This is a genomic window from Limnobacter parvus (genome assembly GCF_024623725.1).
In the GTDB taxonomy this organism is placed as follows: Bacteria; Pseudomonadota; Gammaproteobacteria; order Burkholderiales; family Burkholderiaceae_B; genus Limnobacter; species Limnobacter parvus.
Map to the genome: position 1 here is coordinate 191,985 of NZ_JANKHG010000001.1, position 12,521 is coordinate 204,505.

Annotated in this window: 10 protein-coding genes and 1 pseudogene; 1 reads left to right on the plus strand and 10 read right to left on the minus strand. The window is 48.7% G+C overall.

What is annotated here, in order from left to right:
* Positions 1-132: 132 nt before the first annotated feature.
* Positions 133-537, plus strand: a complete 405-nt coding sequence (locus NSP04_RS00900; RefSeq protein WP_257510453.1) for a hypothetical protein — start codon at positions 133-135, stop codon at positions 535-537.
* A 6-nt stretch (positions 538-543) separates the two neighbouring features.
* Here NSP04_RS00900 and NSP04_RS00905 read toward each other — a convergent pair whose 3' ends face one another.
* The 10 genes and pseudogenes from NSP04_RS00905 to NSP04_RS00945 form a co-directional block, all read right to left on the minus strand.
* Positions 544-1,791, minus strand: a complete 1,248-nt coding sequence (locus NSP04_RS00905; RefSeq protein ID WP_257510454.1) for an MraY family glycosyltransferase — start codon at positions 1,789-1,791, stop codon at positions 544-546.
* Between the two features lie 429 nt (positions 1,792-2,220).
* Positions 2,221-3,036, minus strand: a complete 816-nt coding sequence (locus NSP04_RS00910) for a hypothetical protein (protein WP_257510455.1) — start codon at positions 3,034-3,036, stop codon at positions 2,221-2,223.
* A gap of 78 nt (positions 3,037-3,114) precedes the next feature.
* Entirely contained in the window at positions 3,115-5,385 is a 2,271-nt protein-coding gene (locus NSP04_RS00915) for a YjbH domain-containing protein (RefSeq protein WP_257510456.1), read from the minus strand.
* 9 nt (positions 5,386-5,394) lie between these two features.
* Positions 5,395-5,856 (minus strand): arsenate reductase/protein-tyrosine-phosphatase family protein, encoded by a 462-nt coding sequence (locus NSP04_RS00920; RefSeq protein WP_257510457.1) that lies wholly within the window; start codon positions 5,854-5,856, stop codon positions 5,395-5,397.
* A gap of 17 nt (positions 5,857-5,873) precedes the next feature.
* On the minus strand, positions 5,874-8,183 hold the full coding sequence (locus NSP04_RS00925) for a polysaccharide biosynthesis tyrosine autokinase (RefSeq protein WP_257510458.1): 2,310 nt from the start codon (positions 8,181-8,183) through the stop codon (positions 5,874-5,876).
* Positions 8,184-8,208: 25 nt separating this feature from the next.
* Entirely contained in the window at positions 8,209-9,258 is a 1,050-nt protein-coding gene (locus tag NSP04_RS00930) for a polysaccharide biosynthesis/export family protein (RefSeq protein ID WP_257510459.1), read from the minus strand.
* Between the two features lie 252 nt (positions 9,259-9,510).
* Positions 9,511-10,092, minus strand: a pseudogene (locus NSP04_RS00935) (IS3 family transposase); the annotation flags it as partial.
* A 227-nt stretch (positions 10,093-10,319) separates the two neighbouring features.
* On the minus strand, positions 10,320-10,742 hold the full coding sequence (locus tag NSP04_RS14990) for a transposase (RefSeq protein ID WP_371824980.1): 423 nt from the start codon (positions 10,740-10,742) through the stop codon (positions 10,320-10,322).
* Positions 10,743-11,004: 262 nt separating this feature from the next.
* Positions 11,005-11,619, minus strand: a complete 615-nt coding sequence (locus tag NSP04_RS00940) for a class I SAM-dependent methyltransferase (RefSeq protein ID WP_257510460.1) — start codon at positions 11,617-11,619, stop codon at positions 11,005-11,007.
* A 14-nt stretch (positions 11,620-11,633) separates the two neighbouring features.
* Positions 11,634-12,515, minus strand: a complete 882-nt coding sequence (locus tag NSP04_RS00945) for a glycosyltransferase family 2 protein (protein ID WP_257510647.1) — start codon at positions 12,513-12,515, stop codon at positions 11,634-11,636.
* Between the last annotated feature and the right edge of the window lie 6 nt (positions 12,516-12,521).

Genomic DNA, 12,521 nt, shown 5'->3' on the forward strand with positions numbered 1-12,521 from the left:
CCGCCAATCACCCCAAGATGGTTAAAAATTTAATAAACCACTCTAAAAATTTAATTCATACTGAAGATACTTTGTAAGAAGTTCCCTTACATCTCACGTTTATATGTGTTTACATCGACTTCAGGCTACTTCATGACTATCACCGCATTTATCGCAGGCTTGGCTGTAGTTGTGCTTCTGGGTCGCTATGCACTGCAAAGCGGCTTGTTACTCAACCGGGGTGCAACCTTCATTACCCACAATCTACGATTTTCCAAGCATGCTTCTGGTGAGTTGCGATTAAAAGCCCGCGGAGGGCTGCTAACAGACCGCTTTAGTGTTTCCTTACAGCCCAACGAAATTGATTTGCTTGCTTTTGCTGTTGGGCACCGCCCCAAGAACAACAAACTCGACAAGGCTGGCTACAAGGTATATCGCCTAGTGTGTGTTCAACCTAGGAATGATTCAGACGCGTTGCGCACCGCGATTGGTGACTTCACTTTAACGCCAAGCGCGCAAGTTAAATTTGAACGTTTTACTTCAAAAATCACGGAATAATTTGGGTTATTCCCATTGCCTGTTTTTGGCAATGTAACGCCCCAATACCTGATACGACGCCACATAAAACACAACGGTTAACAAAAACCCAAGCGCTGGCATCCCCAAGCGATTGAAATACAAAGCAAAACCCACGGACATTAACGTGAACAGCCACAAAAATGGCGTGGCTTGGGAATTTACACACATGTTCGGCACACCACCTTGCTTGCGAACCATGATTTGTAGGCTGCGCTGCACGTACTGGTGAAAATGGGAACGATCGGGCATCCCTGGGTTCGCATTCACCAATTTGCGGCGCAGTATTGAATACATCACTTCGATAACTGGGTAGGCCAAAACCGACAAAATAGCCCATGCATTTACATCACCATACCCAGACTGCAACATAACCGCCTGAACAGCCAAGGTAAAACCCAGAAAATAGGCACCACCATCGCCAAGAAACAGATTACCTACCGGAAAATTAAAAACCCAAAACCCCAACACAGCGGCGATCAACACAATACAGTACAAAGCAATGTCCATCGCCTGATGGTTCAGTGCCAGCACGCACAGCCCTATAGCCAAAATGCAGACTACACCGCTGGCCAAGCCGTTTAAACCATCGATCATGTTGATCGCATTGCTGTACCCGCTCATTGCAAAAGCCGTGAAACACCAAGCAACAGGCGCAATGGCCAATAGCTTGTTTATCCACGCAATATTCACTGAAGTAATTACAGCTCCCAATGCAGCGCAAGCCAACAAGCCACCCAAGAAAGTGGCTTGAAACCGAAGCTTTACAGAAACCTGTTTGGTCAGGTCTTCAGTAAAGCCGATTAAAAACACAGGTAGACCACATAACAAAACAAGGGAAGCGGTCGAGAACAAAGGGTGGTCACTAACCCCCATCCATATTACGCCCGCAGCTGCAGCCAAGGATATGGGCAGGCCGCCTACGCGAGGAACTGCAACCTGATGAATTTTTTGAACTGCGCTTAAATCGCTGTCCATGCTAAACCGGGCATGCCAACGCTTGGTTAACAATACAACGCAGCATGCCAATACGCTGACCGCAAAAATACCACCAAACAGCACAAAGGCGCTGCCAGATCGATCAGTCAGCTTTATTAAAGGCAAAACATCGATAACAATGCCCAATACCAGGGCCACAAAACTGACGAAACTTGCCCACACCCACAAGCGCGAGGCAAGCGCCAGGCCAATGCGGCGGCTGTTTTTAATGGGAACTGCTTTGCCTGGCGTATTCATCAAACACCTAATCCTGTAAACGGTGGTAATCGGAAATATACGGGGTAAAAAGCCCTTATTTCCATCAAATTACTGACCAATAAAATCAATAAAATTTAAATAACGACAATGAATATTTAGTAGGTGCTGCTGTGAATAGAATTCACTTGATTCAAAATTACAAAACAAAATTCAATAATTTTCGGCTGTGGTTGACTCGTTTCATTCAACCCGCCTGAACTAAACATAGACAACAAGTTTACTCACAATTCGCAACATTTGCTTCCCCCAAAAAATTGGGGTGGACCATCTACATACTGCATCAATGAGTAAAAAACTTCATTACTCCAAAAGCCTTTAGAAGAAAAATTCAATACCGTTACGGCATTGTGCGGCATTAGTCAAAAAAAAGCCCCGAACCAGTCGGGGCCCTTTTCAAAGCTTCAGGTATTAACTTGCGGAAGACGAACCACCGCCCGATCCACCTGTTGTACCACCAGTACCACCCGTTACAGGCGCGCCACTTGCTGGTGGTGCAGTAGGTACAACCAATCCAGCTGAACTACCTTGGTCCGGTGTTGCAGCCGCGGGCTGGCTGGTGTTTTCTCCCGGTGCATTGGTTGGCACTTCATTGGCATCAATGTTCGCAAGCACTTGCGACAATGGCTGGTTAGAAGCACCAATCGCTGCCAACAAACTAGCCTGCTGGCCACCCGCCAACGGGTTGTCGGTTGGGTTGGGGGAAATACCGTAAGTTTGTGCCAAGGTTTGGTATTGCTGAACAAAGGTTGCCGGGTTGGCACCTGCGCGGGCTACTGCCGCTGTGGTAAACGGAGTAATTGGTGCAGATGCAAATGTAGTTGCCCCAGCAGTACCCACCACAATGGTGCTAAGCGGTGTGTCTACAGCCTTGGGTGTTACCGCGCCTGGGCACTGACCACTTTCCGGAACCTGAACTTCTGTTGGGCAGAACGTACCGCCGGTCAGCTCTACTTTAAAGGGGCCTGTAGCAGCTGCCGGAATGGTGCAAGAATACGTGCCATTACGGGCTGTTGCTGTACAAGAAGAACCTGGAACCACAGCATTGCTTGATGCATTGCGAACAGTAACCATGGCGCCAAAAATTGGCCCCTTCACACCACTACCAGAAATCGAAGTGGTAGCAGGCGCGGCGGGAGCACTGCCACCGCCACCACCGCCACATGCTGCCAACACCAATGAACTAACGCCAACTGCGGCGATTGCTTTAAATTTAAATAGCTTCATAAAAATCCCCCGAGATAAAACGCCCAAAAAAATCAACATTCACTGTAAATCAAATTCATAGAAAGTTGAAGAATAAATTCAATCGCTGCGCCCGTACATGTAAAACGCCTCGCGCAGGCGGCCATAGTGTTGCTTAAAGTAAGAATCGCCAACTCGACCACGATTCAACAACAGGTTTGAAGTGTTATAGGGGTACGAAGTTAACGCCGTACCAACCAGTGCCACGCTGTTGTCGTCCTCACCCACCTTGGTAAACACACCAGTGGCAAATTCTGGTGTTCCCATTAACTGCACACCATACATCGGCTTGACACCACCGCGCGGTGAAATCGGTAACCCCAGAGTTAACCCTGCAAACCGAACACGTTCACTGTCTCGAATTGACATGGCAACAGAAACATCACCAAAAAAACGCTTGAATTCAACACTTACGCCGGAATCTTCAGTGATGTAGTTGTGATAACTCAACTCAAGATAAGAATTAATGTTCTTAAAGTATGTTCGGTAAGCCAGCTGGCTTGAACTAAGGCTATTCAGTGCGCCGGGCCTGCCAACCTCGTCCAGTTCAAGCTCTGTGAAACGCAATCGCAATACATCATCGCTGGCAGGTAAAAAATACGTGCTTTCATGCTGCAGCCCCGTGTAATCAAACTGATACTTGCCCGCGCTGGTAACATTCAGCAAATTGTTACCCAGCCACCATGCCTGGTTCAAGGCCACTGTTTCCAACCCTGAACGTATTTCTTCGCCGCTGAATACCCCACCCTGCCTAAAGTTGGTGGACTTATAAAGCTGATCCACATAAGAAGTACTTAGCTCGGCACCGCGCCACAAGGGCGCGTACACATTGGTTGCCAAACCAGCTGAATAATCTACGGTGGCCACTTCGGTGCCATACCGGGTAGTAAGGCGCGGCTCAAGCATTACCCGCACATAACTTCGGCCTTTTTTTCCCGTTAGCCAGTCGATGTCTCTTTCCAATGAAGCACCGCCAGGCCTTACCTCAAAGCTGCTGTTCAATACCGCAGCGTGTTCGCCAGCCAGGAAGGCTGCATACCTGTCTCGCCGAACAAACACTTCAAAAATTGGTGACTTCGCCTTCAAGGAAATTACTAGCAAATCAGACACATCAAGACCCTGGGTATTGCGCACGGCTTCACCCAGCACCAAACCAACAGCGTCTAATTCATTGTTCACAAATCGCTGATTTTGGTATTGAATCACCAATATTTTGGTGCGGTTACCAGCCAAGCCAACACGCACTTCTTCAAGGCCGTGCTGCACCAACACAGATTGCAGCTCTTGAGCAGCTTGCTCTGTGTAGGGCCTCAAACCGGGGTCTGCGGCATAAACCGCTTCACGAAGTTTGGTCAATTCTTGTTTGCGTGCTGCATTCAAATCTGGAATATCGCTTGCCCGTGTTCTTTGAACGTTTAAGCGCTCGCCCTCAATTCCAGCCTGCGGCAATGGCGCACGCGGGGGCAGCTTGCTGGGCGCAACATTCACCAAACCATCAAGGCGCCCAGCGCTTTCGCGGGGTTGCAACGGAATTTGCAGCGCCACTGAAAACTCCGTTCGGTCTTGTTCAATGTTTCTTTCGTTCAGCGCACCGAAGCTGCGCGACACGGTGGTCACAATTCTTGAATTCAAGGCCCGGCGAATTTCTGGTGACGTGTAGCGCACACCTGCAAATGTGTCGCGTGCATCGTTTTCCAGCAACAAGGAAACGCCTGTGTTGAACACATCCATTTCCACGCCACCAAATGCGCCATCGAATTGGTCTGGCCCAGCACCAACACCCGCCGTGAACTTGAATGGCCCCCAAGGCTGGGTGGCCACCGCGTAGGTTGATTCAAAGTTGTTGGCCGCACCGCCTACATCGGTCGCGCCAATTGCCAAAAAGGGCATGCCATCGAATAAGCGTGGCACCTGAATTTTAAGATTTGCCGACAAATCGCGCGGCCCACTTTGATCAAAGCCATTTGGCCGGGGCGGCAAGCTGTTGTCATAGTTGGCCAAGCGGCCAGAAACTTCCAAAAACGGCAATATGCCCACCACCAACGCAGTGCTGTTACCGCTCTCGCTGCGGGCCCCAAAACGCCGGTCGATAAAATTATCCCGGTGCAGGGCAAACACACCTTGGTCAAGAATTTCAGCACTTGGGCTATTTAACAAACCCGTAGCACCTGCATAACTTGTCGAGGCAGGCAAATCGCCACCACGCCAAAATCCTGCCCATGAAAAATCGATACCATGACCGCCACCGCCAGCATTTGCAGCAACCGGGGCCAACATGCAGGTGGCCAGCAACACAATACTGCGGCGGTTCAAAACAGTGTCAATCTTCATGTCATTTGGCTAAAGAAGGGTTTTTAACTTGGGCAGCCACTGGTCAATTTCGTATTCCAGCAACTGCAAACACTCATCGAACTGCTCCGGCCCTTTCCCAATGGGGTCGGGTACTTCGCTTTGCAGGTTCCAGTGGCCCATCAACCACACTTTTCCGGAATAAGCGGGAAAGTTGTGCGTAATCCACTGCTTGTGCCTGTGTTCCATCACCAACATTAACTGTGCTGCATTGGCTTGTGGCATTAACAATTGCATGGCACGCTTTTCTTCACCAATTTTGTAACCAGCGCGTTCCAGCGCACCCAGCGCCTGTTTATCAGGCCGCATGCCGGTTAAGGCCTGCACACCGCAAGAATTTACTGCCAACTGCAAACCTGCGGCATCGGCTTTGGCCTGCAAAATAGCCTGCCCCATGGGGCTGCGGCAAATATTGGCCGTGCATATTACGGTAATCAGTGGAATGGTTGCCATGCGCTTCAATTCCCGTTTCAGCTGGCTTTGCCAGCCACAGGGTCGCCATAGGTGCCGTAGGCATTTTTGTAGCCATAGCCGTAGCCATAGCCGTAATAGTAGCCAGAACGGTTGGCAATAAAACCGTTGAATATCAATCCATTTACCCGAACACCGGCCTGCGCCAAGCGCTTCTGCGAATCGGCCACCTGCCGCACATTGCTGGCGCCATAACGGGCCACAATGAACGCGGCAGAGCAGTGTTGCCCAAGAATAGAAGCATCGCTAACCAGCAGCACGGGTGGGCTGTCAATAATGATGTAATCGTATTCAGCGTCGGCTTTTTCAAGCAGGGCAATGAAATTGGGGTGCAGCAACAATTCGCTTGGGTTGGGCGGCACTGAACCTGCTACCAGCACATGAAGGTTATCCAATTCAGTGCTTACCAGCGCCTTGTTGAATTCAACTTGCCCAGCCACCACATCACTTAAACCGGGGTGTTTCACATCGCTGCGTTCTTCCTGAATGAAATAACGGCTCAAGGTGCCTTTGCGCATGTCGCCATCAATCAGTAACACACGCTTTCCAGCCTGCGCCATAATGGCCGCGAAGTTTGCCGACACAAACGACTTTCCAATTTCAGGCACAGGGCCGGTGATCAGCACCCGTTTGTTGGGTGAATCGATGGTGGCAAACTGCAAACCCGTGCGGAAACTGCGCAAGGCCTCAATCGACGGGTCGTTGGGTGAAGAAACTGCCAGCAAGCCCACTTTGTCTGTGCGGCGGCGCAGGCTTTTTTCAGCTTCTGTTTGCCGTTTGCTTAGCGGCACAATCGAATAAACCGACAAGCCAGTGGCTTGCTCCAGCTTGCTGGGGTCACGTATGGCGCTGCGCAGCATGGCCAGTACCTGCGCGGCCAATACACCAAAAAATAAGCCTGCAAGCAAGGCCAAGGCCACCACCTGCCCCTTCCTGGGCTTGAATGCGTTTTTGGGTTGCTGCGCATAATCCACTATGGCCACGTTGCCCACAGTGCCCGCCTTGGCTACTTTCAGTTGCTGTGCACCGTTCAATAGCGAGGTGTACAAAGCCTGGTTCACCTCTACATCGCGGCGCAAGCGCAAGTATTCCTGCTGCACCTCCGGCAAGGCCTGGGCCTGGCTGGCCACACCGCCACGCACACTGCGCAACTGGGCTAGTTGATCGTCGATTGCCTGAATCAGGGGGTGCCCGGGCTGAAACCGCTGAAGCAGCTTTTCCCTTTCAAGTCCAAACTCCACACGTTTGGTTTCAAGCTCAACGTCTTGCCCCAAAATTCGTTGAGTGTCCAGGGTGGGGTCAATCGTGCCTTTGCTTTGCACAAACACATTCAAAGCGTCTTCGGCCTTGCGCAGTTGTTCTTTAATGCTGGGCAGTTGCTGGTCCAGAAACACCAGTTGCTGTTCGGCTTCCTGCCCTTTACGTTCCACATTCTGGCGCAAATACGCGTTGGCAAGTCCATTCAAAAACTGAACTGCAAATGCTGGGCTAGGGCTTTCATAATTCACGCGAATCATGCTGCTGTTGCGGCCCACTTCGCTTGCAGAAAGCGAACCCACCAAACCATTGTGCAAACTTAGCGGGTGGCGGCGTATCACGTTGGCCTGCAGGCCGGGGTTGGCTTCGAACTGGGAAATATTCAAGCTACCTGAACCATAACCTACGTCAAAATTCAAAACTTGCCCCACTGTGCCTGCGCCCAACAGCTGGTTTTCTGGGCTGTACAACGCATAGGTATTCCCTTCGCCTTTAATTACCTTGAAAGCCTGGTCGGTAAATTCGGTGGGTATGTTGAACTGGGCCAGCTTTAATTTTTCACCACCCCAGGCAAATTGATTTAATCCTAAAGGCGGCTGGGCCAGGCCCAATGCTGCTTCATGCTGTGTAGCCAGCCACCGACCAAATATAGGAAAATATTCTGGCAAAACAATCTGAGCCAAACCCATAGAGTTAGCTACGCTTTCAACAACAGTACGGCTTGTAATAATTTCAATTTCACCTGTTACATTGCTGCCACCAGCGGCCAGTACACCGCTTACATCTTCCAACGCGGCCAGGCCACCCGCCTGTTTGGTTTCAACCTGCAACAATACATCGGCCGAATAAATAGGGGTGGCGACGGTGGCGTATACGAGCCCCAAGGCCAAGGCCACACCAGCGATCGCCAAGGCCACCCACTTAAAGTCAAGTAGGTTGTACCATAGATCGATCAAGTTGATTTCACTTGCATCTTCGGTTCGTTCACCCGATTGCGGGTGAACAGCAGCAAAGGCCTGGCCTTTGCTGTTGGTTTCGAAAGGCATATTCATTGGGTTCAATCTCTTGTTCTCTCGTTTATTCGCCTTCCAACACGCGAATGTTGGAACGTATTGCTGGCAATACCTGAAGTGATGGCAAAATTGTACCCAGCAACCTGTTAATGCGCACCAAGCGCACAGGGTCTACGTACACCACGTCGCGTGGCTGCATCACAAACTGATCAGCAAACACAACGCTTGTGGGGCTTGTACTGTCCAGGTGAAAAATATCCAGTGTTTGTTGCATGCCGTTAATTGCTATTGGGCCACTTGGCGAACGAATTACATACACCTGTTGTGCATTGGCCGTGTTTTGGTTAATGCCGCCTACATCGCTTAGCACTTCGGCCAATGTCAGTTTGCCCACGGGCATTACGAATGAAGTGGGTTCTACCACCTCGCCCATTAAAAATACCTTTTTCAAACGGCGATCCGGAATATTAATTACATCGCCGTTTTGCAGCAGTACGTTCTGGGTTAGGTCGCCTTGGTACAACAAACTGTATGCGTTCAACACAAAAGTTTGGTCGTTGCGCTGCAGGGTAATTTGCTCAAGGTCGGCTTCCTTGCTTAACCCACCAGCTTGTGAAATTGCGTCCCCAAGGCGCGTGGGTACATCGGTAATTGGGAAAAAGCCGGGCTGCGCCACTTCACCGCTAACATAAATTTTCTGCGAACGAAAACCGTTGGGTTGAATGTACACATCCACTTGCGGGCTGCGAATGAACTTCTCCAGCTTTTGGGTCATTTCAACCCGTATTTCCTCGGTGGTGCGGCCAGCGGCGTTCACTTTGTTCAAGAACGGGAAGTAAAAGGTGCCGTCAGGCAATACCACTTGGCCTTGCAATTGCCCGGTGGTGTTGCCTGCCGGGTTGGTTAGCTCAGGGTGGTCCCAAACGGTAATGCGCACCAAGTCGCTCACACCGATTTTGTATTGATAATCCGATAAATTCTGCTTCAAGCCAAGGGGAACAGCTGACGCTTCGCGTTGCTGGCTGTTGAGCGCTTGTAGGGTGATTGCATCGATAGGGGTTAATTGATATTCGACTCCGGTAGCCTCGGCGTTTTGCTGGTTAGGCTTGGTCAAGTCGAGACCCAAATACTGGCCAGGAAAAGCACAAGACACCAAGGTTGGGACGCATAGTAATGCTAAAAAACGGAATTTGCTTAAGGAAATCATCGAAAAGACCTAAAATACTATGACTAATAAGTACAAATAAAGTGGACTCAATGCAGTGATTAATGTAACACCAAGGAACAGAATGATAGAGACATTCTCTGCCAAATTTTTATATGGTACGGTAATACCCCCATTTTTAACGGGGTTCGAAAGTAGAGCTTAGGCCGCCATAGCCAACTTCATTTTGGGTGTGATTCCACCAATGGCCATGTTCGGCCTTTCGTGATTGTAAATCCACATCCAGTCTGCTGCGTGTCCCTGCATTTGTTCCAAATCATCAAACAAATGTTGAACCAGCCAGTCGTATCGAACTATTCGGTTGAATCGTTCAACATAGGCGTTTTGCTGCGGCTTGCCAGGTTGAATATATTTCAAAGTGATGCCGCGTTTTTCTGCCCAAGCCACCATGACGCCACTGATGTATTCGTGGCCGTTGTCTACGATGATGGCCTCGGGTTTGCCACGCCATTCAATGAGCTGATACAGAGCGCGTATCACGCGCTCTGAAGGCAGAGAGAAATCAATCTCGATGGTCAATACTTCCCGATTGAAATTGTCGATCTCGTTGAACAGTCGAATACTTCTGCCGTCGGCCAATTGATCGTGCATGAAATCCATCGACCACACATGATTGATTCTCATAGGCTCAAACAGCTGCTCAGATTTCTCTCGCACCAAGCGCTTCTTCGGCTTGATTCGCAGGTTCAATTCCAGCTCACGATAAATGCGATAAATCCTTTTATCGTCTAATTTGTCAAATCGCTTTTAAATAAAAGTCTCAAACTCGGTCTTTGTCGTCTACCTAGTCATCCTTTCAGCGCTACAACATGCAGCCAGACGTCGCATCCATTCCTATGTGATTCTCGCATTTCTAAATCGTGCAAAGCGAATCTCGGAATTGGATAAGTCGAGGAACTCAGTTTGATTCTCTCAACTTCTCAAGCCCAACAATAAAAAAATTAGATCAATTAGACACTCGCGATTTCACTTCTATACACCTCTCCAGATCTCCACATGCTGAGCATCAAGGTGGACAGTTTTCGGGCCAGGGCGACAACAGCCTTTTTGAACCCAAGCCGCTCTCGAAGTTTAGTTGCCCAAGCTGCCAGCGTTGTATGTTTGCCGTACCGTGTTAGCAAGCAAGATACTGTATGTTTGCCGTACCGTGTTAGCAAGCAAGATACTGCCTCGTATAGAAGTGATCGGGTCTGACGACTGCCGTGTTTTGAAATCCCACCATTTCTGTCAACCTCCCCAGACTGATACCGTTTGGGCGTCAATCCTAAGAATGCCCCTACATCAGCCACGCTGGTAAATCTGGTGGGGTCATCAATTGAGGTTTTATAGCTAATTGCGGTGCGTGCTCCAACTCCTGGGATTGTTTTCAGCAACTTGCAACAGGGTCGTCGCTTGCATATTTCGCAAGCTGCTTATCCATTGCGCGAATCTGATCAACCACATCTTTTTGGGTCTGCATTAGCATTAGTACTGTCGGCTTGACCGTCGCAATCGTTGGCACTGAATAGCCCCGAGTTAACTAGACACTCTACAACATAATATTTTTATGTCTCGGCGATTTTTTAGCCATCATTCTCTGCTCTTCGCCCGTAGATTAGAAATTTGCTGGCGTGAAATCTGTACACTGTCATTCTCTCATGTGTTATTTTTTTTCTTTAATACTAAAATCATAGACTTAGCGAGAGCAGGGACCCGCCCGATGCGATTTATTCTTATCACGTCCAATCCAACTTCCGCAAACAATTGGGTTAAGGTTCTTATAGACCAGAACTTGATATGCCCATCATCCCACAGCGCAGTGAAGTGTGAATCCATTCTACCAGTTAGCGCCATGACTAAATTTTTCCAATACCCATGATAAGGCGTTGAAACAATCGCAACCCCATCATCTTGCATGAGACTTACAAGCGTCTTTGCATAATCTCGAGGCGCATACAAATGCTCAACTACTTCCAGGCTATAAACAAGATGGAACGTTCCAAACTTTGTCCGCAAATCATCGTATGCAGAGCCCACATGCAAGTCGATATAAGGGTCATTATCTTTGGCGAACATCACACCATCTAAGGAAGGGTCAACACCAGAGACTTTCCAACCCTTAGCTTGCATGGCTCTTGCGATCGAACCATTGCCGCAACCTAAGTCGAATGCTCGCCCTACCACTCCAATTAGGTCAGCCTCTCTCAACAATGCAGGCAGAAGATAGCCATGGGAGTCACAGTGCTCGCCGTTCAACCATTCATAACTCATACACTAATCCTCCATTAGAGCTCGATGTTTAATACGTTTTTAATGGCAGCTTTAATACCCACACTTTGCTCACGCATACATTTTTTAACTTCGTACACTTTACAATCAACCAAATACCTGTACCAGAAACCCTGCAGAAAGTGAAACATAGCACCCTCTTTACCGTCCAGAACCCCTAGACGAATCACGTATCGGTAAAAAAAATAGGCGAATGCGCGAAAGCCCATAGGCATGCGTGAATAAACTTTTTCCTTTACCCAACGCTTTAGCGAAGCCTGAGAGTCACCGCTCATAGAAGCAACAGAGTCATATTCCATGAAACCGAACTGAAGATTTAACATATCAATCGCTTCGCGTGAAGCGTACTTATTATGCTTATCAATCCACCAAGTTAGAGAATTCAGGTTGTCATCGATCAATTCTCCATTTAGGACAACAGTTTTGCCTTCCACCTTAATGTGCTCATCCATCCAACGGCACTCGATAGAGCCGCGGCCAGCCCGAAACAACCTTAACATCTCGGCTGGAAATACGCCGCCATAAATTATTTTTCGACCCATAAACGCCATACGTCTTCGAAAAAATACTCCAGAAATACCATCGGATGTATTAATTAAAAAATCGCTAACAGAAACTTTTAGTTCCTCTGTAAGGTACTCATCTGCGTCAAGACGCATAATCCATTTACAATTAGAATTAACTTTTGATACGGCAAACTTGAATTGAGTACTATAGTTGACCCAGGGATTGTGAAATACACTTGCTCCAAACCGCCGAGCAATTTTGCTCGTATCATCAGTAGAACCACAATCGACGACTACAATTTCATGAGCAAGATCTATGACACTAGCCATACATCTTTCTAGGTGAATAGCTTCATTGTAAGTTAAAACCACAACCGA